Consider the following 25,518-nt stretch of genomic DNA (forward strand, 5'->3'; position numbering starts at 1 on the left):
CTCATTGCTCCTGCAGTGCCGTCAGCTGGTCTGCCTGATATTCGACGACCAGCGGCTCGATCACCTCGTCCAGCTGACCGGCGATCACTTCATTGAGCTTGTAGAGCGTCAGATTGATACGGTGATCGGTCAGACGCCCCTGGGGGAAGTTGTAGGTGCGGATGCGCTCGGAGCGATCACCGGAGCCCACCAGCTTGCGACGGGCATCGGAAGTCGCCTGTGCCTGGCTGTCCACCGCGGCCTGCTTGAGTCGCGCTGCCAGCAACGACATGGCGCGCGCACGGTTCTTGTGCTGACTGCGCTCGTCCTGGCACTCCACGACCACACCGGTGGGCAGGTGGGTGATGCGAATCGCCGAATCGGTGGTGTTGACGTGCTGCCCCCCGGCCCCGGAACTGCGGTAGGTATCCACTCGCAGGTCGGCCGGATTGATGTCGATTCGTCATCGTCGGCCACCACGGGGAGTTGCGGCCGGATCGGACGCGCCACGGTGCCACCTCGAGCGAGCTCGCCCTGAGGGTGCCTTGAGCCCTCACCGCTGCGACGTCTCGCTTAGCCTGCTCGGCAGCGTACATCTTGAACAGGTCCCCCGCGAACAGCGCCGCCTCGTCACCGCCGGTGCCGGCACGCACTTCAAGGAAGACGTTGGCCCCATCATCCGGGTCCCGCGGGATCAACAGCTGGGTGATCTCTGCCTCCAGCACGTCAAGCGCCGCATCGCTCTCGCGGACTTCCTCACGTGCCATCTCGCGCATCTCGGCGTCGCTGTCATCGCACATGCCGAGGGCGGCCTCGCGATCTTCCTTCAAGGCGCGATGGCGCTGCCATGCCTCGATCAATGGCTCAAGCTCGGCATACTCCCGCGACAGGTCACGGAAGCGGGCCTGATCCCCGATCACTTCAGGCTCCGACAGCAAGGCGGAGATCTCCTCGAAGCGGTCATGGAAGGTGTCGAGCTTGGTGATGAGGCTGTCTTTCATGAAGGGTCCTGTGATGAATCAACCGGCGCGAGCAGCAGCTCCTGCGCCGTCTGAAGAATATCCTGTCGATCGTCGCCTGACGCCTGACGCAGCGCCAGGGTCGGGTGATGCATGAAGCGGTTGGCCAACTGACGGGCCAGTTGCGCCACGACTTCCTGCGGGTCACGGCCCTGATCAAGCTCGGCCAGCGCCTGTGCCTCGCACTCTGCACGCAGTTGCTCGCCGTGGCTACGATAACGCTTGATGACTTCTCCGCCACTGCGCACCCGCTTGCGGTGCTGCCAGGCACTGACACCCTGCCGGATCAGCTCTTCGGCCTGGGCAGCCGCCAGCTGGCGATGACGACGGTTCTCCTCGATGACTTCCTGCAGATCATCCACGGTATAAAGGAAGACATCATCGAGATCCCCGACCTGCGGTTCGATATCGCGCGGCACGGCGATATCGACCATGAAGACCGGCTTGTAACGGCGTTTCTTGAGCGCACGCTCCACCATGCCCTTGCCGAGGATCGGCAGCTGAGCGGCGGTGGAGGCTATCACGATATCGGCATTCTCGAGGGCATGCGGAATGCCTTCCAAGCCGATGGCGGTCCCGCCCAGCTCATCGGCCAGCGACTGGGCGCGCGACACGGTACGGTTGGCGATGCACAGGTTGGCGATGCCCGCTTCCTTGAGGTGGCGCGCCACCAGCTCGATGGTGTCTCCCGCCCCGATGAGCAGCGCATTGGCTCGCGAGAAGTCATCGAAGATATGGCTCGCCATGCTGACCGCGGCATAGGCCACCGAGACGGGGTTCTCACCGATTCCCGTCTCGGTACGCACCTGCTTGGCGACCTGGAAGATATGCTGGAAGAGCTGCTCCAGTTCCCCCCCGAGACCGACGGTACCGCGGGCGAACTGATAGGCATCCTTGAGCTGACCGAGAATCTGCGGCTCGCCCAGCACCATGGAGTCCAGGCCGACCGCCACGCGAATCAGGTGGCGGACCGCCTCCTCACCGAGATGTTGATAGCTGCAGCGCTCAAGCTCTTCTGCGGGCAGGCCATGGTATCGGCTCAACCATGCGAGAACCGAGCGCGCACCGTCCTCTGTCACACAGTAAAGTTCCGTGCGATTGCAGGTCGAGAGCACCGCCGCCTCGGAAACTTCCGGCAGACGCTTCAGCTCGGCCAGCGCAGCCTCGAGCTGTGTCGGCGTGAAGGCAACGCGCTCGCGGACATCGACGGCGGCGGTGCGATGATTGATGCCAAGGGCAAGAAGGGTCATGGAGTCAGTCCAGCCGCTGGACACGCTGCCTGCTGGCCAGTGTGCTGCTGGGTCTGGCCGGCTGCCAGTCGCCGGCCACGCAGGCTCCCTTCGCCTCTCAGCCGGACCCGCTGGATACCGCCCCACCCATCACCAGTGGCCTGGATGCCAACAGCCTCAATCAGCTGCTGGGCGCGGAGCTTGCCGGCCAGCGTGGCGACTACCCCAGCGCCGCCGATGGGTATCTGGCCGCCAGCCGCCGCTTCGATGACCCGGAACTGGCCCGGCGCGCCGTGCTGGCCGCTCGCTACGCCGACAATCCTGCCCTGCTGGAGCGTGCCGCCCAGCGCTGGCAACAACTGGATGATTCCGCGACCGAGCCGGGCATCATCCGCGCCCGCCTGGCCGTGGAGCGCGGCGACTGGATGACGGCGCTCGAGCAGCGTCTCGCGGTAGAGACCGCCGGCGGTACCGGCAACGTGACCACCTTGGCGGAGCAGTCCATCGATGCCGGCGCGGATCTGGAATCACTGCTGTCACGGCTGCTGGAGCATGTCGCGCAATATCCCGCGCAACCGGGCCCGCGAATTGCCGCCGCGCTCTATGAAGCGGCGCTTGGAAATGAGTCCGACGCTCGCAGGCGCCTGATGGCGATGGAAGGCGAGTTCCCCGAACTGGCCGAAGTGTGGCTGGCACGCAGCGAGATAGAGCGCGACGCAGGCCGCCTGAGCGCCTCACGACAGGCGGCCGAGCGTGGCCTGGCCATCGCCCCGGATGACAGTCGCTTGATCTTGAGCGCCGCCCAGACCGAGCTTGCCGGTGGTGACATCGAGGCCGCGCGCCTGCGCATTGATGACCTTGTCAGCCGCCATGCCAACGCACCGCGCCTGCGTCTGGCACTGGCCAGCCTCTATCTGGACGCCGACTCTCCCGAGGATGCTCGTCGTCTGTTGCTGCCGTTGCTTGATGACACGCCGGTCCCGGATGCCGCCTATGCCCTGCTCGGGCTGGCGGCAGAGGCCAGCGGCGAGATCGACAACGCCATCCTCTATTACCGACAGGTACCGGATGGGGAGCGCTACGTCTCAAGTCGCGCGCGCGCCGCGCAGCTGCTGGTGGAGCATGATCGCAGCGAGGAGGCACGCCAGTTCCTTGCCGTCGAGCGCCTGCGTCATCCGCGTCACGCCATGACATTGCTCAGCTTCGAGATCGACCTGCTGGATGCCCAGGAACACTACGCCGCCGCCGACGAGCTGCTCGACGGCAGCATCAAGGCTCGCCAGAAGACACTCACTGGTAGAGGATGCCGACCGCCGCGCCGAAGCGCTCGAACTGGTTCAGCGCGCCCATGCACTGAAGCCGAACGACCCTGCCATCCTCGACAGCCTCGGCTGGGGGTATTTCCTCACCGGGGATGCCGCCCAGGCATTGCCCCCGCTGGAAGCGGCCTGGGCACAGCAACAGGATGCCGAGATAGGCGCACACCTCATCGAGGTGCTGTGGTCACTCGAGCAGCAGGATGAAGCACGCAGCCTGGCCATCGAGCTCAGTGAGCGTTTCGAGGAGGCCAGCGAGCTGGAAGCCCTGTTCCAGCGCATCCCGGCTCTGCGACCGGTCGTGGATGCGCCCTGACAGGCGCCGTCTGGTGGGGCCAGTCCTGCTGGCCATGACATTGGGCCTGAGCGGCTGTGCCAGTCAGATGGCCAGCGACAACGCCGGTGACCTGACCCGCAATGAAGGTGACTGGCAGCAGCAGAGCGACAGGATCGATTCGCTCACGCACTGGCAACTGGCAGGCAAGGTCGGCATTCGCACGCCGGAGGAAGGTCACAGCGCCAATCTTGACTGGCAGCAGGAGGGCGATGACTACCACATGCTGATCACCGGCCCACTGGGTGCTGGCCGCACGACCCTGGTGCGTGATGCCGAGGGCGTGCGCCTCTCCTCGTCCGACGGCGACTTCCAGGCACCGGACGCCGAAAGCCTGATGCTCTCGCAGCTGGGCTGGTCCTTGCCGCTGGGGGCTCTGGATGACTGGGTCCGCGGAGTGGCAGCCAAGGGCGAGCACGACCTGAAGAGTGACGCCCTCGGCTTCCCCGATACCCTTTATCAGGATGGCTGGGAGGTGGACTATCAGGATTGGACCCGCGCCGAAGGACTGTGGCTGCCGCGCAAGATGAAACTCTACTACGGCGATCTGACCGCCACCCTGATCGTCAATCAGTGGCAGGCACTCTAAGCGTGCCCCCGACGCTCTCTTCGACCGCGACACTTTCTCTGCCGGCACCGGCCAAGCTCAACCGCATGCTGCATATCACCGGTCAGCGCGCCGATGGCTATCATGAACTGCAGACACTGTTCCAGTTTCTGGATCACGGTGACCGACTGGACTTCACGCTGCGTGATGACGCTGCCATTCACCTCGCCCCGGCCATCGAAGGCGTGCCCGCGGAGTCCAATCTGATCATGCGTGCCGCTCGCCTGCTGAGAGAAGCGGCCGTCGCACGCGGCCAGGTCGCGAGCCCAAATGACTTGCCCGGTGTCGATATCCGACTGAAGAAGGTGCTGCCGATGGGCGGTGGCCTGGGCGGTGGCAGCAGTGATGCGGCCACCACGCTGCTGGCGCTGGATCACCTCTGGAAACTTGAGCTCGACCTGGACACCCTGGCCGAGCTCGGACTGACTCTAGGGGCCGATGTACCGGTCTTCGTTCGCGGCTTTTCGGCCTGGGCCGAAGGCATCGGTGAGCGACTGGAACCTGCCCCGCTGGACACCCCGTGGTTCGTGGTGATCCACCCGGGCATCGAGGTCGCGACCCCCGCCGTGTTTGGCCACCCGCAATTGACACGTTCCAGTCCCGCGATTAGTATGGCGCGCGCACTGCAGGGGGGCCGCAACGACTGCGAAGTCGTGGTGCGCACTTTGTACCCGGCAGTCGCCGACGCCCTGGACTGGCTGGACCAGTTCGGCACCGCCAGACTGACGGGCACCGGCGCCTGTGTGTTCTGTGCGTTCGATGACGCACGACAGGCCAGCAAGGTGCTGGGCCGACTCGACTCCGAGCGCCCGACGTGGCACGCCTTCATGGCACGTGGTTGCAATCTCTCCCCTCTTCATGCCGCTCTGGCTTCGGCCTGAGCACAGCAACTGGTTGAAGTGAACGTTGCTGGGGTATCGCCAAGTGGTAAGGCACCGGTTTCTGGTACCGACATTCCCAGGTTCGAATCCTGGTACCCCAGCCAATCCTGGCCGTTCCCGGTCAACCCGGAATTCTCCACTCCCGAGATCCCACAAGACTCCAAAGGTGGCTGCGCGTGTCAAAACTGATGGTATTCGCGGGGAATGCCAATCCCGCTCTCGCCCGCAAGGTAGCTGAAGCCCTCGATACCCGCCTGGGCCACGCAACCGTCGGTCAGTTCAGCGATGGCGAGATTGCGGTAGAAATCAACGAAAACGTCCGCGGCAAGGACGTCTTCATCATGCAGTCCACCTGCGCACCGACCAACGACAACCTGATGGAGCTGATCCTGATGGTGGATGCGTTGCGTCGTGCGTCAGCGGCGCGCATCACGGCGGTCGTGCCGTACTTCGGCTATGCCCGTCAGGATCGCCGCGTGCGCTCCGCTCGCGTGCCGATCTCGGCAAAGGTGGTCGCGGACATGATGGTCAAGGCTGGCGTGAATCGCGTCATGACCATGGACCTGCATGCCGACCAGATCCAGGGCTTCTTCGATGTGCCGGTGGACAACGTCTACGGCTCACCGATCCTGCTCGACGACATCGAACGTCAGAACTATGACAACCTGATCGTCGTCTCCCCGGATGTGGGCGGCGTGGTGCGTGCCCGTGCCATCGCCAAGCAGCTCAACTGCGAGCTGGCCATCATCGACAAGCGTCGTCCCCAGGCCAACCAGGCCCAGGTGATGAACATCATCGGTGATATCAAGGACCGCACCTGCGTGCTGGTCGATGACATGATCGACACCGCCGGCACCCTGTGCAAGGCGGGCGAGGCACTCAAGGATCATGGCGCCAACCGCGTCGTGGCCTATGCGTCCCACGCGATCCTGTCCGGCCCGGCGGTCGACAACATCACCAACTCCGTCCTCGACGAAGTGGTGGTGGCCGACACCATCCCGCTGTCCGACACCGCACGTCGTTCCGGCAAGATCCGCCAGCTGACAGTCGCTGGCCTGATCGCCGAGGCGATCCGTCGCGTCAGCAATGAAGAATCCGTCAGCGCCATGTTCCACTGAGTCCTGTCGGCGGGCCCTGCTCGCCGCTGCTCGGGGAAGAGGCACTGACACCGGCAGATGATCCGTCATCTGCCGACAAGCGGCCGGCCCGGAAATCTCCGGGCCGGCCTCATGGATCCGGTAGCGCTCTGGTCGCGGGGGCTGCCGGATTCTCATTAGACCCTTGAGGTATCTGCAAAATGAAACTGTTCAAACTGAATGCTGAAGTTCGTGAAGACCTGGGGAAAGGTGCGAGCCGCCGCCTGCGTCGTACGAACGACTTCGTGCCGGGAATCGTCTACGGCGCCGACAAGGCCCCGACTCCGGTCATGGTCGACAAGCCGAGCCTGTACAAGGCGGTTGACGATGAGGCGTTCTACTCCTCCATCATCACCCTGAATGTTGCTGGCAAGGCCGAGAAAGTCGTCATCCGTGACCTGCAGCGTCACCCGTTCAAGCCGCTGCTGACTCACATCGACTTCCTGCGCATCGACCCGACCCACAAACTGACCATGAACGTGCCGCTGCACATCACTGGTCAGGAAGCCTGTGTCGGCGTCAAGGATCAGGACGGCGTCCTGCACATCCTGGCAACTGACGTCGAAATCAGCTGCCTGCCGGAAGCCCTGCCGGAATACCTGGAGCTGGACGTGTCCAAGCTGGAAGTTGGCCACACCCTGCACCTGTCCGACATCGCTCTGCCGGAAGGCGCCGAGTCCGTTGCCCTGTCTCACGGTGCCGATCACGACACCGCTGTGGTCAACGTCACTCGTCCGAACATCTCTGCTGACGCAGAAGATACTGCTGAAGGCGAAGAAGCCGCTGCAGAATAACGCAGCCTTCTGATCAGGGAGCCAGACACGCATGTCACGAGTGAAAGCGATCATCGGCCTCGGTAATCCGGGGAGCGAATACGAAGACACCCGTCACAACGCCGGCGTCTGGCTCCTTGACGCTCTTGCGCGCCACGGTCACACCACGTTGCGTCCGGAACGCAAGTTCCATGGCCAGTACGCGAAGATCATCTTCGCCGGTCAGGATCTGCATCTGCTGTTCCCATCGACGTTCATGAATCGCAGCGGTCAGGCCGTGGCCGCATTGTGCAACTTCTACAAGCTCGCCCCGGATGAACTGCTCGTCGCCCACGACGAACTGGACATCGATCCCGGCACCGCCCGCTACAAGCAGGGTGGCGGCCACGGGGGGCACAACGGGCTTCGCGACATCATCAGCGCACTGGGCAACGACAAGTCGTTCCATCGTGCCCGTATCGGCATCGGCCACCCCGGCAATGCCAAGCTGGTGACCAACTTCGTGCTCGGGCGTCCCGGCAAGGCTGAACGCCTGGCCATCGATGACGCCATCGACGAAGTGGTCATGACCCTCCCGGATGCCCTCAGCGGCGAATGGGCACGGGCCATGAATCGCCTGCACTCCTTCAAGCACTGAACCTCTGCATCACCCGGCATCACTCCTCTCCGAATTTCGGTGATTCGCTCAGCGCATCACCTCGCTTGTGCGCGCGTCTCGCCACGCGATCAGCAGCAAAAGGCATCATTTGTCGCGCGACATGCGCCCAATGGATGACCTCGGCGGCATGAGGCCTTACACTTCCCGCCTGACTTCACACCGTGCCTGTCCCCTCGTCTCCTCGCATGGCCCGTGCCCTCGCACTCCGGGCCTGCCGGTCGAGACGGTCATCAGTGCCACGCCCCATTCGACACGTCACACCAGGATCTAGCGCCATGGGTTTCAATTGCGGCATCGTCGGCCTGCCGAACGTCGGCAAGTCCACTCTCTTCAATGCACTGACCAAGTCGGGCATTGACGCCGAGAACTTCCCCTTCTGCACCATCGAGCCGAACACCGGTATCGTGCCGATGCCTGACCCTCGCCTGAATGCGCTGGCCGAGATCGTCAAGCCGGAGAAGGTGATTCCGACCACCATGGAATTCGTCGACATCGCAGGTCTGGTCGCCGGCGCCTCCAAGGGCGAAGGCCTGGGCAACAAGTTCCTGGCCAACATCCGCGAGACCGATGCCATTGCCCACGTGGTGCGCTGCTTCGAGGATGACAACGTCATCCACGTCGCCAATCACGTTGACCCGGCCGCCGATATCGAGACCATCAACATCGAGCTGGCCCTGGCCGACCTCGACAGCGTCGAGCGCAGCATCCAGCGCCTGGCCCGTGTCGCCAAGGGCGGCGACAAGGAAGCCATCGCCACCAAGGCGGTGCTGGAGCGTATCCAGCCGCACCTGGCCGAAGGCCAGCCGCTGCGCAGCTTCGGTCTCAGCGATGACGACCTCAAGATCCTGCGTGGCTTCGGCTTCCTGACCCTCAAGCCGACCATGTACATCGCCAACGTCAGCGAGGAAGGCTTCGAGAACAACCCCTACCTCGACATCGTGCGTGGCATCGCCGCCAATGAAGGTGCCAGCGTGGTGCCGGTGTGCAACAAGATCGAAGCCGAGATCGCCGAGCTGGAGGAAGAGGAGCGCGAGATGTTCCTCGACGAGCTGGGCATGGAAGAGCCGGGCCTGGATCGCGTGATCCGCGCCGGTTATGAACTGCTGGGCCTGCAGACCTACTTCACCGCTGGCGTGAAGGAAGTGCGTGCCTGGACCGTCAAGATCGGCGCTACCGCTCCGGAAGGCGCTGGCGTCATCCACACCGACTTCCAGAAGGGCTTCATCCGCGCCGAAGTCATCTCCTATGACGACTTCATCGCCTACAAGGGCGAGCAAGGCGCCAAGGATGCCGGCAAGTGGCGCCTGGAAGGCAAGGACTACATCCTCAAGGATGGCGACGTGGTGCACTACCGCTTCAATGTCTGAGGCCTCGCATCTCGCTCGCCAGCAGGCCATCGAGACGTCGCGCCAGCGGATCATGCGCCCCCAGCGCGATCAGACGCTGACCGGCAAGCTCCGCCACCGTCATCGGTGCCTGCTGACACTCCTGTACCCAGTACCCTGCGGGCGCCAATACCTTCAGGGGCATGCGGGCCAGTGCGCGAGTCATCAGTGCCGGATGCGTCGGCGCACTCAAGGTGAAGGCGATATCGACTTCATGCAGCAGCAGGGCATCGATGATCTCGCGGGTGTGCTGGGTGGCCAGCTCGCAATTGACTCGAGCATGTCGCCGGCGCCATTGCCCCAGCGCCTGCGGCAACAGCTGCTGGGCGATCGCCGGCGTCGCCACCACCTTGAGAGACTGCGCCTCACCTGAGCGCAAGCCTTCTACCAGCCGCTTGACGTCATCCAGCTGCCCCAGCATCCCCTGGCTTGCCGCCTCCAGCTTGCGCGCCTCCTCCGTGGGCACCAGCTGTCCGGCGCTACGGGTGAACAGCGCGATCCCCCACTGCCGCTCCACCTGCTGCAACGCCTTGCTCGCGGCCGGCTGGGAAACATGCAACAGCCGAGCGGCGCCGGTCACGCTGCCGGCCTGCAACACCGCATGAAAGACCTCCAGATCCCTGAGCCGCATGCAAGATCTCCACATTCTGTCGTCAGGAGCCTGCCATGCAACGTCATGTGACCATCATCGGAGGCGGCGTGATCGGCCTGAGCAGCGCTCATGCACTGGTCCGAGCGGGACACTGCGTGACCCTGATCGATGCCCACGCCGACGTCGCCCGCGAGACCAGCCATGCCAACGGCGGCCAGTTGAGCTACCGCTACGTGGCACCGCTGGCTGACAGCGGCGTGCCCCGCCAGGCCATCAAGTGGTTGCTGGCAGGCAATGAGGCACCGCTGAAACTGCGCCCGAACCTGGACCCCGCACAATGGCGCTGGATGACGCAGTTTCTGGCCGCCTGCAATCAGCGCACGCATCGAGCAAGCGCAGCGCAGATGCTCGCCCTGGCACTGCACAGCCAACAGATCATGACTCAGTGGCGAGTTCAGGATGCACTCGAGGAGTTCGCCTGGCAGCAACGCGGCAAGCTGGTGATCCATCGCGACTCCGCAGCGCTCGACAGGGCCGCCGCCGCACGCGTCGCGCCTCAGGACCAACAGGTGCTCGATGCACGTCAATGCATCGCACTGGAGTCCTCACTTATCCACCAGCAGCCTCATCTGTCGGGCGGAATCTTCAGCGCCTCGGACGAGACGGCGGATTGCCATGCCTTCTGTCAGGCGCTGGAGCGCAAGCTGCAGGCCTCTGGTCGCTATACACACCTCGCCAGCACCCGCGTCGCTCCACTGAGCGCGCACGACGGACGCATCGCGCACCTCGAACTCACCCGCGCCGATGGCCGCCGCGAACGCCACGTCGTCGATACGCTGATCATCGCGGCCGGCAATCACGCCACCGAACTGGTCCGCCCGCTGGGCATCCGCCTATCTCTGCAACCGCTCAAGGGCTACAGCCTCACGCTGCCACTGCCAGCTGACACCCCAAAGACAGCGGCCCCGCGCATCAGCGTGACGGATGCCGCGCGCAAGGTGGTCTACGCCGATCTGGATACACGCAAGTCCCGACAGCTGCGCGTCGCGGCCATGGTGGATATCGGCCACCGCGAATCTGACAGCTTCCATCCTGCGCTGGACGAGAAGCGCATTGCCGCCCTGCGTCAGCTGGCCAGTGAGACCTTCCCCGACGCCGGCGATTTCTCGCAAGCCACTCCGTGGGCCGGGCTGCGCCCCAGCACGCCGAAGGGCCCTCCGATCCTGGGACGCCCCCAGCAAGCGGGCAGACCGGACAACCTGTGGCTGAACGTCGGACATGGCAGCCTGGGATTCACGCTGGCCTGCGCCAGTGGCGACCTCATCGCACGCGCCATCTCGCAAGAGAGCCTTCCCGGCACGCTCCTCGATACCCTCCCCGACCACCTCGCAGAGCAGCTCGGCTGCTAGCCTGATGAATTCCCTGCCACTTTTTCAGGCTGATGCGTTGACAACATCACGGATAATCCGTAATATTCGCCTCCGTTGGACGGCTACATAGCTCAGCTGGTTAGAGCACATCACTCATAATGATGGGGTCCCCTGTTCAAATCAGGGTGTAGCCACCAACCAAGATTCGAAAGGCCTGACTGCTTGCAGTCAGGCCTTTTTTGTTGCGTCGGATTCACACAGTTCAACTCTGCTCAGTCCAGACGCTCGCGATTGCAGAATGCCACCAGCACCTTGATCAGCATCGCCACATCGGCACTGCCGGACGTCTCACGAATCGAGTGCATGCCCCACTGCGGCAGCCCGACATCCAAGGTCGGCACCCCCACTTCACTGGCGGTGATCGGCCCGATGGTGCTGCCGCAACCCATGTCGGCACGGCTGACGAACGTCTGAACCGGCACCTCCTGCTCACGGCACAGCTCACGGAACAGACCCGCCGTGGTGCTGTTGGTGGCATAACGCTGATTGGCGTTGACCTTGATCACCGGCCCCGCATTCAGTTTCGGGCCATGACCCGCATCATGCTTGTCCGGGAAGTTGGGGTGGACGGCATGCGCATTGTCACAGGAGATCATCAAGGAGCGCTGCACGAGGCACTGATAACCTTCTTCGTTGTCCAAGCCCACATAGTGATTGATGCGCTTGAGCACATCCGCCAGGAAAGGTCCCTGGGCACCGCAGGCGCTGGCACTGCCGACTTCCTCGTGATCCGTGGCGACGAACAGCGCGCCCTGGCTGCCATCGGCCCCCAGCAACGCTTCCAGGCCGACGAAGCAGGACAGCAGATTGTCCAGGCGTGCACTGGCGACCAGCTCGCCCTTGAGCCCGGCCTGGGCCGCCGGCTGCAGATCATGCAGCCCGAGTTCGAAGTCGATGACCTCCGCGACACGCACGTCGTGCTGCTCTTCCAGCAGCTCGATCAACAGCGCATGGAAGGCCTCAGCCGGAGTGCCAGCCTCCTCACCCAGCTGCATGACCACGGCGGACATCTGCGTCTGGGCATTGATGGCGCGCCCATTGTTGACGTCACGATCCAGGTGAATCGCCAGGCTCGGAACACAGGCCACCGGCCGCATCACCGTCAGCAGCAGACTCTCGCGACGGCCATCCTGGTGACGCACCTGAACACGGCCTGCAAGCCCGAGATCGCGATCGAACCAGGTATTCAGCAGTACGCCACCGTAGGTTTCGATTCCCAGGGTCAGCCAGCCCTGACTGAGCTGGGCTGGATTGGGCTTCAGGCGCAGGCAAGGAGAATCCGTGTGCGCGCCGATCATCCGTATTGCCTCGAGCTGCGTATTACCCCGAGGAAGCTGAAAGGCGAGCAGCGAGGAATCATTGCGCGTCACGAAAGCCCGTTCACCGGGCGACAACTTCCAGCTTTCGGTCTCCTCGAGTCGGCGATAGCCTTCGCGCTCCAGGCGAGCCGCCATGGTCGCCGTGGCATGCCAGGGCGTCGGAGAGACATTCAGGAATTCAAGCAGTGCTGGAACGCGGGAATCCGCAATCGCGTAAGTCATGATAGCGTCAAGTCCTCGAAGATGAATGCAAGGCACTGTATAAGAAGAAACATGATGGATAGAGCCTCTCCGCGGAGAGGTCGCTCAGGGAGCAGAGTGTACATGAATCGGGAGTGCTTCATTGATGAGCCTGTTTGCAAACGTCCGGCGCACGGCATGCCTTGCCTTGTGTCTCGCCATGGCCGGCCCCGCCAGCGCCGCGGTCACCCCTACTGACGCCGATGCACAGGCTGCTCGCGAAGTTGCCGAATCATTGCGTTACGGGCATTACGAAGATGTCACGCTGGATGACCAATGGGCTACCCAGGCATTCACGCAATATCTCAAGACACTCGACCCCCAGAAAGCCTATCTGCTGGACTCGGATATCACCGAGTTCAGTGATCTTCGCCACGCCTTCGATGACGCCATGCTCGACGGTGATCTCGAGCGCCTCTATGCCCTGCATGCCCGCTACCAGCAGCGCCTCACCTCACGCCTCGAATGGCTGGTGAAGACGCTGGACGGCAAGCCGAGCTTCGATTTCACCCGCGATGATCGACTCGCACTCGATCGTGCGGAAAGCCCCTGGGCCGACAGCGAGCAGGAGCTTGATGAGCTGTGGCGCAAGCGACTCAAGAACGCCTGGCTGTCGATGTCGCTGTCCGACAAGAGCGACGAGGACATCGCCAAGACGCTCAGCGAGCGCTATGCCAACCAGCTCAAGCGCATCGAGCAGACCAACGACGAAGACATCCTGACCCTGATCATGCACGCCGTCACCGGCAGCATCGATCCGCACAGCGAATACTTCTCCCCACGCCAGGGCGAATCCTTCGACATCCAGATGAAGCTGTCACTCGATGGCATCGGCGCCCTGCTTCAATCCGAAGGCGAGTACGTCAAGGTCTCAAGCCTGGTACCGGGCGGCCCGGCCGAGAAGGACGGGGAGCTCAAGCCGGCGGACCGCATCGTGGCCGTTGGTCAGGGAGGGATGGCGAATGGACCAACGTGGTCGGCATGCGCCTTGACGATGTCGTGGACCTGATCCGTGGCCCCAAGGGCTCCGTCGTGCGCCTTGAAGTCATCCCGGCCCAGTCCCTGGATGTCACCAAGACACGGGAAGTGGACATCACCCGCGACACCGTCAAGCTGGAAGACCAGGCTGCCAACGCCAAGGTCGTCGACGTCAAGCGCAATGATGGCGTGCACAGGATCGGCGTGATTCACGTCCCTGCCTTCTATGTCGACTTCGATGCCTGGCAGGCCGGCGAAGATGACTATCGCAGCACCACACGTGACGTGGCGCGCCTCATCGATGAGCTGAAGGCCAAGCAGGTGGAAGGCATCATTCTGGATCTGCGCAACAATGGCGGCGGCGCCCTGCAGGAGGCCAATTCGATGATCGGCCTGTTCATCGACCGCGGCCCCACCGTGCAGGTACGTGATGCCCGCGGACGCATCAGCCTGTATGGCGATACCGATGCCGGCACCCACTACGATGGTCCGCTGGCCGTCCTGGTCAACCGCCTTTCGGCCTCGGCCTCCGAGATCTTTGCCGGCGCCATCCAGGATTATGGCCGCGGCCCGGTCATCGGCAGCCAGACCTTCGGCAAGGGCACCGTGCAGACGATCTCCTCGCTGACACAAGGTGAAATCAAGCTGACCCGCGCCAAGTTCTATCGCATCTCAGGTGACTCCACCCAGAACAAGGGCGTCAAGCCGGACATCGCCTTCCCCAGCATCATCGACCCGAAGGAAATCGGCGAATCGAGCCTCGACTACGCCCTGCCATGGGACCAGGTTCGCCCGGTGAAGTATCGTCGCTATGGGGAACCGGCTCGCTACCTGGCAGCCCTGCGTGCCCGCCACGAGAGCCGTGTCGAACAGGAGCCCAACTTCGTCTACCTGCAGAGCGAAGTCGCGTTGTCAAAGGCACTGCGCGCCCAGCAGACCAGCATCAGCCTCAATCGTGAGCAGCGCAAGCGCGAGATGGATGCCCAGGAAGCCGAGCAACTGGCACTGGAAAACAAGCGCCGCCGAGCACTGGGCATGGAGCCGCTGTCGAGCTTCGCCGAACTTGATGCCGCCAGCGATCACATCGCATCGGCAGAAAGTGACCTGCAGCAGGAGATCGAGACGCAGGACAGCACCGACGAGGGGGAGATACGGGATGTGCTATTGGCTCCTCGAACAGGACTCGAACCTGTGACCCAATGATTAACAGTCATTTGCTCTACCAACTGAGCTATCGAGGAACGAACGAAATATCGATCGATATCAGGGCGATATCGAAGCTGACGATGAGATGCTCATCTACCAGCGTCATTTCCGGCATTGGCAGGAAGCCTGGGATTGGCTCCTCGAACAGGACTCGAACCTGTGACCCAATGATTAACAGTCATTTGCTCTACCAACTGAGCTATCGAGGAACGACCGGAATATCCATCGATGCCAGGGCGACATCGAAGCTGACGATGAGATGCTCGTCTACGACTGACATTTCAAGCATTGGCATGACGTGTGCTATTGGCTCCTCGAACAGGACTCGAACCTGTGACCCAATGATTAACAGTCATTTGCTCTACCAACTGAGCTATCGAGGAACAACCTTGAACACGCGACGAATTATACGGAAATACTCAATGGCGTCAACCACCTTCGGGCATTCAACCTGCCGCAGAACTCGCTCGATTCCTTCTGCCGAATCCACCTCCGAAAGCGCACATGGCGACATCCAGATGTGACAAGGCCCGCACGGATGCAGGCCTTGGAATCACTGGTGGCTACACCCTGATTTGAACAGGGGACCCCATCATTATGAGTGATGTGCTCTAACCAGCTGAGCTATGTAGCCACACGACGGAGGCGTATATTGCAGGTCAGGCTGCTGAATTGCAAGCACTTTTTTGCAATTGCCCGTCAAAGTGAGTCAGCGGGATGCTCAGATGCCCAGCGAGGCCTTGACGGCAGGCAGGCCAGGTTCTCCCTGGGTGGTCTCGACACCTTCAAGCCATGCCTCCAGCACGCTGGGGTTCTGCTTGAGCCAGTCTGCTGCTGCCTCGTCCGGATCGGCACCCTCATCCATGATCTCGCCCATGATCTGATTTTCCATCTCCAGGCTGAACTCGAGATTGGCCAGCAGCGCACCGACATTGGAACACGCCTCACTATATCCCGCGCGGGTATTGGTGTAGACCGTCGCTCCGCCCAGGTTCGGCCCGAAGTAGTCATCCGCGCCTTCCAGATATCCCATCTCGAAGCGAGTGTTCATGGGGTGCGGCTCCCAGCCGAGGAAGACGACCCACTCCTTGGCCGCGATCTTCGACTTCACTTCCGCCAGCATGCCGGCTTCGGAAGAATCGATCATCTCGAAGGCGCCCAGACCGAAGGCATCGTCATCGATCATGTCGGCGATGATCATGTTGCCATCATTGCCTGCCTCGATGCCGTAGATGCGCCCATCGAACTTCTCGAGGTTGTCGGCAAGATCCGCCACCGAGGTCACGCCGGCATCCAGCACGTACTGGGGCACCGCCAGGGTGTACTTGGCCCCTTGCAGATTCGCACGCGGTCGCTCTACCTGCCCCTTGTCGATATAGGGGTCACTGATGGAAGCCATCGACGGCATCCAGTTCCCCAGGAAGACATCGAAGTCATCGTTCTTCATGCCGGCATAGGCGATCGGCACGGAGATCGTGTCGGAGGTCGTCTCGTACCCCAAACCTTCCAGGACACTGCGCGTCAGCGCCGTGGTGGCAGTGATGTCCGTCCATCCCACCTCAGCGAAGCGCACCGTACTGCACTCCTCTGATACCTCGGCGTGCGCCTGGGGTGCCAGCAGCATCCCCATGGCCAGTCCCAGCGGCAATGCGGCAAAACCTGATGATGATTTCATGCTTGTCCCTTCTCTTGCTGATGCCGAAAGTGGGAATGGAGCCTATTCGTCGCCGCCAATTGATTCTGGCCACCATGCAAGCCATCGATGAGGCAGGACTGGCCGACGCCACCGTTGCACGGATCGCACGGCATGCGGGCGTCTCCGCCGGCATCATCAGTCACTACTTCGGCGGCAAGGATGGCCTGATGGAGGCCACGATGCGCCAGATCCTCACCGACCTGCGCAGAGCCGTCAGTGAGCGACGCGCCGAGATCGCCTCGAACGACGTCCGCAGTCACCTGCATGCCGTGATCGATGGCAACTTCGATCGCAGCCAGGTCAGTCAGAGCGTCTCCAAGACCTGGCTGGCCTTCTGGGCCTCCAGCATGCATCGCACACCGCTGGAGCGCCTGCAGAAGGTCAATGACCGTCGTCTGGTCTCCAATCTGTCGGCCATCTTCCGTCGCGTGATGCCGCTGGTGGAGGCACGCGATGCGGCGGCAGGGCTCGCCGCCTTGATCGACGGCCTGTGGTTGCGTGGCGCGCTGGACCCCGAGGGACTGGACGTCGAGCGAGCCCGGCGTCTGGCCTATGAATATGTGGAATACCAGCTGGCGCAACACGCCGCCTCCCCCTTTTCTGATCCCTGACAGGAGCGCAAGCATGGCCAACAGCAACGCAAGCTTCCCGACCCAGACCCTGTACATCAATGGTCGTCGCGTTGACGCGACCTCTGGCGAAACCTTCGAGACCGTCAACCCGGCCACCGGCGACGTCATCGCCCAGGTACAGCAGGCCAGCGGCGCGGACGTGGATGCCGCCGTCGAAAGCGCCCTGCAGGGCCAGAAGGTGTGGGCCGCGATGAGCGGCATGGAGCGTTCGCGCATCCTGCGTCGCGCCGTCGACCTTCTGCGCGAGCGCAATGACGAGCTGGCACTGCTCGAGACATTGGACACCGGCAAGCCGCTGTCCGAGACCGAAGTGGTCGACATCGTCACCGGTGCCGATGCACTGGAATACTATGCAGGCCTCGCGCCGGCCATCGAAGGCACCCAGGTGCCGCTGCGCCAGGAAGCCTTCGTCTACACCCGCAAGGAACCGCTGGGTGTCATCGGTGCCATCGGTGCCTGGAACTACCCGATCCAGATCGCCTGCTGGAAGTCTGCCCCGGCACTCGCCGCCGGCAACGCCATGGTCTTCAAGCCCAGCGAAGTCACGCCGCTGAGCGCACTGAAGCTTGCCGAGATCTTCACCGAAGCCGGCCTGCCGGACGGCGTGTTCAACGTCGTGCAGGGCGATGCCCGCGTCGGCGTGATGCTCACAGAGCACCCGGATATCGCCAAGATCTCCTTCACCGGCGAAGCCGGCACCGGCAAGAAGGTCATGTCCGCGTCCGCCTCTTCCAGCCTCAAGGAAGTCACCATGGAGCTGGGCGGCAAGTCCCCGCTGCTGGTGTTTGCGGATTCCGACCTCGACCGTGCTGCCGACGGCGCCATGATGGCCAACTTCTACAGCTCCGGTCAGGTGTGCACCAACGGCACCCGCGTCTTCGTCGAAGCCAGCGTCAAGGACGCCTTCGAGGCCAAGATCGTCGAGCGCGTCGCACGTATCAAGGCCGGTGACCCGCAGGATCACGCCACCACCTTCGGTCCGCTGGTCAGCTTCGAGCACCTGGAAAAGGTCGTCTCCTACCTGGAGATCGCCAAGCAGGACGGCGCACGTCTGCTGGTTGGCGGCGAGCGCATGAGCGAAGGCGACTTCGCCAAGGGCGCCTGGGTCGCGCCGACCGTCTACACCGACTGCAGCGATGACATGCGCATCGTGCAGGAAGAGATCTTCGGTCCGGTGATGTCCATCCTGTCCTTCGACAGCGAAGAGGAAGTCATCCGCCGCGCCAACGACACCACCTATGGCCTGGCGGCTGGCCTGTTCACCGAGAGCCTGAACCGCGCGCACCGCGTGATCCACCAGCTCGAAGCCGGTATCTGCTGGGTCAACACCTGGGGCGAGTCCCCGTCCGAGATGCCGGTCGGCGGCTACAAGCAGTCAGGCATCGGTCGCGAGAATGGTGTCGAGACGCTGTCCCACTACACTCAGACCAAGTCCGTGCTGATCGAGATGGGGCCGTTCGAGTCCGCCTTCTGAGCCACCAGAGGCCATGAGGCCTGATGCCATGCGCTGCCCCGACGGCTCCTCACAGACACATCACCGTATCCATCCGCCCGGCAGTGGCCACCCCTCGTCGTCGACGGGGCGTCCTGCGCCCGCATGTGGCATCTGATACGAAAGGAGATTTCATGAGCCAATTCGAGCGTGAATACGACTACGTCATCATCGGTGCCGGCAGCGCCGGCAACGTGCTGGCCACTCGCCTCAGTGAAGACGCTGACGTCAGTGTCCTGCTGCTGGAAGCGGGCGGCCGTGACCACCGCTTCGATTTCCGTACCCAGATGCCTGCCGCACTGGCGTATCCCCTGCAGGGCCAGCGCTACAACTGGGACTTCAAGACCGACCCCGAGCCGCACATGAACAATCGCCGCATGGAATGTGGCCGCGGCAAGGGGCTGGGAGGCTCCTCGTTGATCAATGGCATGTGCTACATCCGTGGCAATGCGCTGGATTACGACAACTGGGCCAAGGATCCCATCCTGGCTGACTGGAACTATCGTGAGTGCCTGCCCTACTTCCGCAAGTGCGAGACGCGCGATATCGGCCCGAACGACTACCACGGCGGCGATGGGCCGGTCTCGGTCACGACTCCCAAGGAAGGCAACAACGAGCTCTATCACGCCTTCATCGCGGCAGGCATCGAGGCGGGCTATCCGGCCACCGAAGACGTCAACGGCTATCAGCAGGAAGGCTTCGGCCCGATGGATCGCTTCGTGACCAAGGAAGGCCGTCGCGCCTCCACCGCCCGCGGCTATCTGGATACCGCCAAGAAGCGCGCCAACGTGACCATCGAGACGCGTGCCACCACTGATGTCATCCTGTTCGAGGGCAAGACAGCGGTCGGCGTGAAATATGAGCGCAAGGGGCAGGACCACCGCGTACGTGCACGCAAGGAAGTGCTGCTGTGTGCCGGCGCCATCGCCTCGCCGCAGATCCTTCAGCGCTCCGGCGTAGGCAACCGTGAGCACCTCGAGCCGCTGGGCGTGAAGATGGTGCACCACCTGCCGGGTGTGGGGGAGAACCTGCAGGATCACCTCGAGCTCTACATCCAGTACGAGTGCACCAAGCCGATCTCGCTCTACCCGTCCCTCAAGTGGTACAACCAGCCGCCCATCGGCCTGGAGTGGATGCTCAAGGGGACCGGTGTGGGTGCCAGCAACCAGTTCGAGGCTGCCGGCTTCATTCGCAGCGATGCCAACGAGGCCTGGCCGAACCTGCAGTATCACTTCCTGCCGATCGCGATCAGCTACAACGGCAAGAGTGCGGTGCAGGGTCACGGCTTCCAGGCACACGTCGGTTCCATGCGCTCCCAGAGCAAGGGCCGTGTCCGACTGACCTCACTGGACCCCAAGGCCGCGCCCTCGATCTTCTTCAACTACATGGCCGAGGAGCGTGACTGGGAAGAGTTCCGCGCCGCCATTCGCCTGACTCGCGAGATCATCGCTCAGCCGGCACTGGACGATTACCGTGGCCGCGAACTGGCGCCGGGCGCTGACGTCCAGACGGACGAGCAGCTCGACGAGTACGTACGCAATCATGCCGAGACGGCCTACCACCCGTGCGGCAGCTGTCGCATGGGCAGTGACGCGACCTCCGTGGTCGATGGTGCCGGTCGCGTGCATGGTCTCGACAACCTGCGCGTCGTGGACGCCTCGCTGTTCCCGGTCATCCCCACCGGCAACCTGAACGCACCGACGATCATGCTGGCGGAGAAGATGGCCGACAAGATTCGGGGCCGTGCTCCGCTGCCGCCGTCCGACGCCGACTACTTCGTGGTCGAGCCGGGCACACCGGCCAAGCAGCCCGCCAAGCGCCAGATCGATTCCGCGCCGATCAACGGCTGACTGACGGCAGGCATGGAAGCACCATCGATCGTTCGAGGCCCCGCACTGCGGGGCCTTTTTTATGTCTGGCAGCGGAGTGAGTCGAGTTGGGATAGGCTGACAATAATTCAAACAACTGTTCTAAACGCATGGCTGCTATGCTGAAGACGCAACCTGGAGATCCTGCCATGACGCAGCTCATCCTCATCCTCGTCGCCCTTGCCGGTCTGCTGACCGTCATGGCACGTGAATCCGGTGCACTGGCCGCCATCGGCGTGCTGGCGGTCACCGGCCTCATCGGCCTGGGCATCGACACCCCGGTGCTTGGTGTCCTGCTGTTGATCGGCGCGGCACTGGTCGCCGTCTGCGGCCTGCCGGCGCTGCGCACCAAGTGGCTCAGCCCGCGGCTGTTCGCGATGTTCAAGAAGGTGTCGCCCAAGGTCTCGGCGACCGAGAAGGTAGCCCTGGAAGCCGGTACCGTGTTCTGGGACGCCGAATTGTTCTCCGGCAAGCCGCAATGGGACACCCTGACCGCACAGCGCAATGAGGGCATCTCCAGCGAGGAGCAGGCCTTCATCGATACGCAGTGCTCCATCGCCTGTGGCATGACCAACAGCTGGGAAATCGCTCGCGAGCGTGCGGATCTTCCCGAGGAACTGTGGGAATTTCTCAAGCGCGAGAAGTTCTTCGGCATGATCATTCCCAAGCAGTACGGCGGCCTCGGCTTCTCGGCCAAGGCGCAGTCACTGGTACTGCAGAAGCTGGCGGTCAACGAGACGCTGATGGTCACCGTCGGCGTGCCCAACTCCCTCGGCCCGGGTGAGCTGCTGCTCAAGTACGGCAGCGAGGAACAGAAGGATTATTACCTGCCGCGCCTGGCGGATGGCCGCGAGATCCCCTGCTTCGGCCTGACCGGCCCGCGTGCCGGCAGTGACGCGACCTCCATTCCGGACACCGGTATCGTGTGTCGCGGCATGCATGACGGCGAGGAAGTCGTCGGTATCCGCCTCAACTTCGAGAAGCGCTGGATCACCCTGGCGCCGGTCGCCACCGTGGTCGGCCTGGCCTTCCGCATGTTCGACCCCGAGCACCTGCTGGGGGACGTGGAAGACATCGGCATCACCTGCGCCCTGATTCCGCGTGATACCGACGGCATGGACATCGGCCGTCGCCATCACCCGATCGGCGCGCCGTTCATGAATGGCCCGATCTTCGGCAAGGACGTCTTCATCCCGCTCAGCTATCTGATCGGTGGCGAGCAGATGGCCGGCCAGGGCTGGAAGATGCTGGTCGAGTGTCTGTCGGTGGGTCGCTGCATCACCCTGCCGTCCGGCTCCGCGGGCATCTCTCGCTACGCACTGGGCTGGAGCGCCGGTTTCGCGCGCATCCGCCGCCAGTTCAATCTGCCGGTGGCCGAGATGGAAGGCGTGCAGGAGCCGCTGGCTCGCATGGCCGCGATGAACTACATCAGCCAGGCCGCCGTACTGCATACCGCCAACATGATCGACAACGGCCACAAGCCGGCCGTGCCCTCCGCCATCCTCAAGAGTCAGCTGACCGAGATGGCCCGCACGCTGCTGACCGATGGCATGGATATCCACGGCGGACGCGGCGTGACGCTCGGCCCGCGCAACTACATCGGCGTGGCATATGCCGGCACCCCGGTCTCGATCACGGTGGAAGGCGCCAACATCATGACCCGCAACCTGATGATCTTCGGTCAGGGGGCCATCCGCTGCCATCCGTACGTGCTGGAAGAGCTGGCCGCCAAGGATGCCGATGACCTGAACGCCTTCGACAAGGCCTTCTTCCGCCATGCAGGCCTCATCTTCGGCAACGCGGCCCGCGCCTTCAGCCAGAGCTTCGGCATCGGCGGCAAGACCACCGGCTTCGACGCCGTCGCCACGCCTTATGCCAACCACATCAACCGCTTCAGCGCCGCCTTCTCGCTGTCCGCCGATGCGGCCATGGCCAGCCTCGGCTCCAGCCTCAAGGCACGCGAGATGCTGTCGGCTCGTCTGGGTGACGTGCTCTCCAACCTCTACCTGGCGTCCCTGACGCTCAAGCAGTGGCACGAATCGGACGCCTGTGAGCACGAGGAAGCGCTGTTCCACTACAGCATGCAATGGTTGCTGCATCGCACCGAGAAGGCACTCGACGAACTGCTCGCCAACCTGCCCAACCGTGCCCTGGCCACGACATTGCGCGTCGTCACGCTGCCGCGTGGTCGTCAGTTCGCCATGCCCAGGGACAGCCTGACCCGCGAGATCGCACGTGCCGTCTCCACCGACAGTGCATTGCGTACCAAGCTGACCGACAACACCTGGGACGCTCAGGACGAAGGCCAGAAGGACAATGCTCTCGCCCGCTACAACGCGCTGCTCAAGGATTACCCGCGTGCGGAGCCGATCTACAAGACGCTGGCCAAGGCCTATCACAAGGGCGAGATCCCGGCCGACGCACTGTCACCGGAAGCGCGCATCGAAGCGGCGGTCGAGGCCGGTATCCTGTCCGCTGAGGATGGCGACTTCATGCGCGTCTTCGAAGCCGAGGTACTCGACATGCTGACCGTCGACCACTTCGATTTCGATGCCTTCGTGCGCAAGCCGATGGCGAGTGACGGCACAGCCTCCAACCCACAGCAGGACGCCGCCTGATCACCGGCCGACGCCCGCGTGAGCGATGCAAGACCTGATCGCTGATCGCAGAACCAAAAAGGCCCCGCTCAGTGAGCGGGGCCTTTTTATTGGCAGGAGGCGCCATGCTTCGCGTCATCTCGATCTCAGATATGACGCGCGAAGTGCTCGAGATCACGCACGAAGGCGTTCTTGTAGGTCTCGAAGTCCTTCGGGCGCGCCTTGAAGGTGCGCTTGATACGCTCGCGATCCAGACGCAGCGGCTCGTCCAGCGCCGCGAGAGTGCCGACACGCGCCGCCGGATTCATGCCGACCAGCTCACGCGGGCGATCGCCTTCGGCCTCGGCCTCCAGCCAGTCGTTGATCCCGGCGCGACGCAGCACGCTGACCAGCGAGCCGTCGGTGAGACGCACCTGCAGACGACCGTGATCCGCCAGCTGTGACACCAGCGCGATGCCGTGGTCATGGCCACGATGGACCGGCGGCGTCGCCCACAGGGCAAGATTCAGCCCGCGCGCATTCTCGTCGAGCACCAACAGGGCGGCGGAGTGGATGCGCTCGGCATCGTCCACCAGCGCGAACAGGCGAGCGGTCTCGTTCTCGAACCAGACACCTCGGACACCGGCATAGCTCACCAGCGCATCCAGCCCCCCTCGCGGCCATGCACTTCGGCACACAGCATCGCCAGACACGCATCGCGCCGGGCACCGGCATGAACATCCAACCGTCATAAAGTTGTAAGGAAAGCCTTCTAGAGTCGTCTACGCTTTTCGGACGATCATCATAAGAACAAAAAGATGTTCGCTTGATCGTACCCGTCATCTTGCCAGCCTCGCGCTGGCAGTCGGTTTCGCGACCGCTTCCGCCAGTGCCCTGGCCGCCACCGAAGTCGAGTGGTGGCACGCCATGGGGGGCGGACTTGGTAAGAAGGTCGACGAGATCGCGGCCGACTTCAATGCAAGTCAGGATGAATTCGTCGTCAAGCCGGTCTTCAAGGGCAACTACTCCGAGACCATGACGTCCGCCATTGCCGCCTTCCGGGCCGGCAAGGGCCCGGACATCGTGCAGATCTTCGAGGCCGGCACCGCCACCATGATGAGCGCCAAGGGTGCCATCATGCCGGTCCATCAGCTGATGGCGGACTATGCACCGTCAGAAGGCGCGAGTTTCGATCCGAAGGCCTACCTGTCTTCCGTCACCGGCTACTACACCGACACCGAAGGCAAGATGCTGTCAATGCCGTTCAACTCCTCCACCCCGGTCACCTATTACAACAAGGACATGCTGGCCAAGGCCGGTGTCGAATCCGTGCCGGCCACCTGGCAGGAGCTGGGTGATGCCCTCAAGAAGGTCGTCGATTCCGGCGCGGGCAGCTGTGGCCTGACGACCACCTGGCCGTCCTGGGTGATGCTGGAGAACTTCTCGGCACGCAATGACGTGCCCTTCGCCAGTAAGGCCAATGGCTTCGCCGGCACCGATACCCGCCTTGAATTCAACAAGACCGCCGTGGTCGACCACATCCAGCGCCTCGATGACTGGCAGGCCGACAAGCGCTTCGTGTTCGGCGGTCGCTTCGATGACGCGGCGCCGAAGTTCTACTCCGGTGAGTGCGCGATGATGATGGGCTCCTCCGCCAGCTATGCCGGCGTCAAGGAAAGCGCCAAGGGCTTCGAGTTCGGCGTGGCACCGCTGCCCTACGACAGCGACGCGATCGAGACGCCGCAGAACTCCATCATCGGCGGCGCGTCACTGTGGGTGCTGTCCGGCCACAGCGATGAGGAATACCAGGGCGTCGCCAAGTTCTTCCAGTACCTCTCCAGGCCCGAAGTCCAGGCCGACTGGCACCAGTTCACCGGCTACCTGCCGATCACCACCGCCGCGGCAGAGCTGACACGTGAGCAGGGCTTCTACGCCGAGAATCCGGGCACTGACGTCGCCATCACCCAGATGACCTCCGTGACCCCGACCGAGAACTCCAAGGGTCTGCGTCTGGGCAACATGGTGCAGATACGTGACGTGATCAACGAAGAGCTCGAGAAGATCTTCGCTGGCAAGGAAAGCGTGCAGGACGGTCTCGATCAGGCTGTCGAGCGCGGCAACAAGCTGCTGGAGAAGTTCGAGCGCGCCAACGGCTGAACACCGCCACACCAT

19 protein-coding genes, 6 tRNA genes and 3 pseudogenes are annotated in these 25,518 nt (G+C 63.2%); 17 read left to right on the forward strand and 11 right to left on the reverse strand.

Going from position 1 to position 25,518, the window contains the following annotated elements; all coding sequences use genetic code 11:
• Position 1: 1 nt before the first annotated feature.
• The 3 genes and pseudogenes from CU110_RS18070 to hemA form a co-directional block, all read right to left on the reverse strand.
• Positions 2–439: pseudogene (locus CU110_RS18070) on the reverse strand (peptide chain release factor-like protein); the annotation flags it as partial.
• A 187-nt stretch (positions 440–626) separates the two neighbouring features.
• Positions 627–980 (reverse strand): annotated as a pseudogene (locus CU110_RS18075) (PCRF domain-containing protein); the annotation flags it as partial.
• The gene (gene hemA, locus CU110_RS12420; RefSeq protein ID WP_084209244.1) at positions 977–2,248 is read right to left on the reverse strand and encodes a glutamyl-tRNA reductase; all 1,272 of its coding nucleotides are present in this window, start codon (positions 2,246–2,248) and stop codon (positions 977–979) included. The gene hemA and the pseudogene CU110_RS18075, both read right to left, overlap by 4 nt.
• A 41-nt stretch (positions 2,249–2,289) precedes the next feature.
• Between hemA and CU110_RS12425 the strand changes: the two genes are divergently transcribed.
• From CU110_RS12425 to ychF, 9 genes are all read left to right on the forward strand, one after another.
• Positions 2,290–3,750: a hypothetical protein gene (locus tag CU110_RS12425; protein WP_127736181.1), complete on the forward strand. Its 1,461-nt coding sequence runs from the start codon at positions 2,290–2,292 to the stop codon at positions 3,748–3,750.
• Positions 3,722–3,859, forward strand: a complete 138-nt coding sequence (locus CU110_RS15840; RefSeq protein WP_164850369.1) for a hypothetical protein — start codon at positions 3,722–3,724, stop codon at positions 3,857–3,859. The genes CU110_RS12425 and CU110_RS15840 overlap by 29 nt, the downstream gene beginning before the upstream one ends.
• Positions 3,860–3,872: 13 nt before the next feature.
• Positions 3,873–4,466, forward strand: coding sequence for a lipoprotein insertase outer membrane protein LolB (gene lolB, locus CU110_RS12430; protein WP_240665383.1), 594 nt, complete (start codon positions 3,873–3,875; stop codon positions 4,464–4,466).
• A gap of 2 nt (positions 4,467–4,468) precedes the next feature.
• Positions 4,469–5,365 carry a 4-(cytidine 5'-diphospho)-2-C-methyl-D-erythritol kinase gene (ispE, locus tag CU110_RS12435; protein WP_127736186.1) on the forward strand — a complete coding sequence of 299 codons (897 nt, stop codon included), beginning with the start codon at positions 4,469–4,471 and terminating at the stop codon, positions 5,363–5,365.
• A gap of 29 nt (positions 5,366–5,394) precedes the next feature.
• Positions 5,395–5,469: transfer RNA gene (locus CU110_RS12440), tRNA-Gln, on the forward strand.
• Between the two features lie 84 nt (positions 5,470–5,553).
• Positions 5,554–6,483, forward strand: a complete 930-nt coding sequence (locus tag CU110_RS12445; protein ID WP_077371487.1) for a ribose-phosphate pyrophosphokinase — start codon at positions 5,554–5,556, stop codon at positions 6,481–6,483.
• 179 nt (positions 6,484–6,662) lie between these two features.
• The gene (locus CU110_RS12450) at positions 6,663–7,295 is read left to right on the forward strand and encodes a 50S ribosomal protein L25/general stress protein Ctc (RefSeq protein WP_077371484.1); all 633 of its coding nucleotides are present in this window, start codon (positions 6,663–6,665) and stop codon (positions 7,293–7,295) included.
• 31 nt (positions 7,296–7,326) lie between these two features.
• Positions 7,327–7,911, forward strand: coding sequence for an aminoacyl-tRNA hydrolase (gene pth, locus CU110_RS12455; RefSeq protein ID WP_084209246.1), 585 nt, complete (start codon positions 7,327–7,329; stop codon positions 7,909–7,911).
• Between the two features lie 296 nt (positions 7,912–8,207).
• Positions 8,208–9,299: a redox-regulated ATPase YchF gene (gene ychF / locus CU110_RS12460; protein ID WP_077371478.1), complete on the forward strand. Its 1,092-nt coding sequence runs from the start codon at positions 8,208–8,210 to the stop codon at positions 9,297–9,299.
• Here ychF and CU110_RS12465 read toward each other — a convergent pair.
• Entirely contained in the window at positions 9,289–9,948 is a 660-nt protein-coding gene (locus CU110_RS12465) for a LysR family transcriptional regulator (protein ID WP_164850370.1), read from the reverse strand. The genes ychF and CU110_RS12465 overlap by 11 nt on opposite strands.
• 35 nt (positions 9,949–9,983) lie before the next feature.
• Between CU110_RS12465 and CU110_RS12470 the strand changes: the two genes are divergently transcribed.
• The gene (locus CU110_RS12470) at positions 9,984–11,318 is read left to right on the forward strand and encodes an FAD-dependent oxidoreductase (protein WP_084209248.1); all 1,335 of its coding nucleotides are present in this window, start codon (positions 9,984–9,986) and stop codon (positions 11,316–11,318) included.
• Between the two features lie 81 nt (positions 11,319–11,399).
• Positions 11,400–11,476, forward strand: a tRNA-Met gene (locus CU110_RS12475).
• A 75-nt stretch (positions 11,477–11,551) separates the two neighbouring features.
• On the opposite strand, the gene CU110_RS12480 is transcribed toward CU110_RS12475, so the two are convergent.
• The gene (locus CU110_RS12480; RefSeq protein WP_084209249.1) at positions 11,552–12,880 is read right to left on the reverse strand and encodes a M18 family aminopeptidase; all 1,329 of its coding nucleotides are present in this window, start codon (positions 12,878–12,880) and stop codon (positions 11,552–11,554) included.
• Positions 12,881–13,004: 124 nt separating this feature from the next.
• On the opposite strand from CU110_RS12480, the pseudogene CU110_RS12485 reads away from it, so the two are divergent.
• Positions 13,005–15,079 (forward strand): annotated as a pseudogene (locus CU110_RS12485) (carboxy terminal-processing peptidase).
• Here CU110_RS12485 and CU110_RS12490 read toward each other — a convergent pair.
• The 5 genes from CU110_RS12490 to CU110_RS12510 all read right to left on the reverse strand — a co-directional run bounded on the left by CU110_RS12490 (position 15,042) and on the right by CU110_RS12510 (position 16,712).
• Positions 15,042–15,117 (reverse strand) — tRNA-Asn (locus CU110_RS12490). The pseudogene CU110_RS12485 and the gene CU110_RS12490 overlap by 38 nt on opposite strands.
• Before the next feature lie 98 nt (positions 15,118–15,215).
• A tRNA-Asn gene (locus CU110_RS12495) sits at positions 15,216–15,291 on the reverse strand.
• A 98-nt stretch (positions 15,292–15,389) separates the two neighbouring features.
• Positions 15,390–15,465 (reverse strand) — tRNA-Asn (locus tag CU110_RS12500).
• A gap of 174 nt (positions 15,466–15,639) precedes the next feature.
• Positions 15,640–15,716 (reverse strand) — tRNA-Met (locus CU110_RS12505).
• A gap of 87 nt (positions 15,717–15,803) precedes the next feature.
• Entirely contained in the window at positions 15,804–16,712 is a 909-nt protein-coding gene (locus tag CU110_RS12510) for a choline ABC transporter substrate-binding protein (RefSeq protein ID WP_205632788.1), read from the reverse strand.
• A gap of 65 nt (positions 16,713–16,777) precedes the next feature.
• On the opposite strand from CU110_RS12510, the gene betI reads away from it, so the two are divergent.
• The 4 genes from betI (at position 16,778) to CU110_RS12530 (ending at position 23,388) form a co-directional block, all read left to right on the forward strand.
• Positions 16,778–17,389, forward strand: a complete 612-nt coding sequence (gene betI, locus CU110_RS12515; RefSeq protein WP_205694108.1) for a transcriptional regulator BetI — start codon at positions 16,778–16,780, stop codon at positions 17,387–17,389.
• A 13-nt stretch (positions 17,390–17,402) separates the two neighbouring features.
• On the forward strand, positions 17,403–18,884 hold the full coding sequence (gene betB / locus CU110_RS12520) for a betaine-aldehyde dehydrogenase (RefSeq protein ID WP_084209252.1): 1,482 nt from the start codon (positions 17,403–17,405) through the stop codon (positions 18,882–18,884).
• 152 nt (positions 18,885–19,036) lie between these two features.
• Positions 19,037–20,752 carry a choline dehydrogenase gene (gene betA, locus CU110_RS12525; protein ID WP_077371454.1) on the forward strand — a complete coding sequence of 572 codons (1,716 nt, stop codon included), beginning with the start codon at positions 19,037–19,039 and terminating at the stop codon, positions 20,750–20,752.
• Between the two features lie 167 nt (positions 20,753–20,919).
• Complete coding sequence (locus CU110_RS12530; RefSeq protein WP_084209254.1) at positions 20,920–23,388, forward strand: acyl-CoA dehydrogenase; 2,469 nt, start codon at positions 20,920–20,922, stop codon at positions 23,386–23,388.
• Positions 23,389–23,513: 125 nt separating this feature from the next.
• Here CU110_RS12530 and CU110_RS12535 read toward each other — a convergent pair whose 3' ends face one another.
• Complete coding sequence (locus tag CU110_RS12535; protein ID WP_127736195.1) at positions 23,514–24,059, reverse strand: hypothetical protein; 546 nt, start codon at positions 24,057–24,059, stop codon at positions 23,514–23,516.
• 145 nt (positions 24,060–24,204) lie between these two features.
• Here CU110_RS12535 and ugpB point away from each other — a divergent pair, with 145 nt between their 5' ends.
• Positions 24,205–25,503 carry a sn-glycerol-3-phosphate ABC transporter substrate-binding protein UgpB gene (gene ugpB / locus CU110_RS12540; RefSeq protein ID WP_127736198.1) on the forward strand — a complete coding sequence of 433 codons (1,299 nt, stop codon included), beginning with the start codon at positions 24,205–24,207 and terminating at the stop codon, positions 25,501–25,503.
• Positions 25,504–25,518 lie beyond the last annotated feature (15 nt).

This window comes from Cobetia sp. ICG0124, from assembly GCF_004006355.1.
Lineage (GTDB): Bacteria > Pseudomonadota > Gammaproteobacteria > Pseudomonadales > Halomonadaceae > Cobetia > Cobetia marina.

Bases quoted from the DNA above. Each gene is read 5' to 3' on its own strand.
- hemA (WP_084209244.1), bottom strand. From the start codon at position 2,248: ATGACCCTTCTTGCCCTTGGCATCAATCATCGCACCGCCGCCGTCGAT.
- CU110_RS12480 (WP_084209249.1), bottom strand. From the start codon at position 12,880: ATGACTTACGCGATTGCGGATTCCCGCGTTCCAGCACTGCTTGAATTC.
- betI (WP_205694108.1), top strand. From the start codon at position 16,778: ATGCCGAAAGTGGGAATGGAGCCTATTCGTCGCCGCCAATTGATTCTG.
- CU110_RS12450 (WP_077371484.1), top strand. From the start codon at position 6,663: ATGAAACTGTTCAAACTGAATGCTGAAGTTCGTGAAGACCTGGGGAAA.
- CU110_RS12530 (WP_084209254.1), top strand. From the start codon at position 20,920: ATGACGCAGCTCATCCTCATCCTCGTCGCCCTTGCCGGTCTGCTGACC.
- betB (WP_084209252.1), top strand. From the start codon at position 17,403: ATGGCCAACAGCAACGCAAGCTTCCCGACCCAGACCCTGTACATCAAT.
- CU110_RS12465 (WP_164850370.1), bottom strand. From the start codon at position 9,948: ATGCGGCTCAGGGATCTGGAGGTCTTTCATGCGGTGTTGCAGGCCGGC.
- ychF (WP_077371478.1), top strand. From the start codon at position 8,208: ATGGGTTTCAATTGCGGCATCGTCGGCCTGCCGAACGTCGGCAAGTCC.
- CU110_RS12470 (WP_084209248.1), top strand. From the start codon at position 9,984: ATGCAACGTCATGTGACCATCATCGGAGGCGGCGTGATCGGCCTGAGC.
- CU110_RS12445 (WP_077371487.1), top strand. From the start codon at position 5,554: ATGGTATTCGCGGGGAATGCCAATCCCGCTCTCGCCCGCAAGGTAGCT.
- betA (WP_077371454.1), top strand. From the start codon at position 19,037: ATGAGCCAATTCGAGCGTGAATACGACTACGTCATCATCGGTGCCGGC.
- CU110_RS12510 (WP_205632788.1), bottom strand. From the start codon at position 16,712: ATGGGGATGCTGCTGGCACCCCAGGCGCACGCCGAGGTATCAGAGGAG.
- pth (WP_084209246.1), top strand. From the start codon at position 7,327: ATGTCACGAGTGAAAGCGATCATCGGCCTCGGTAATCCGGGGAGCGAA.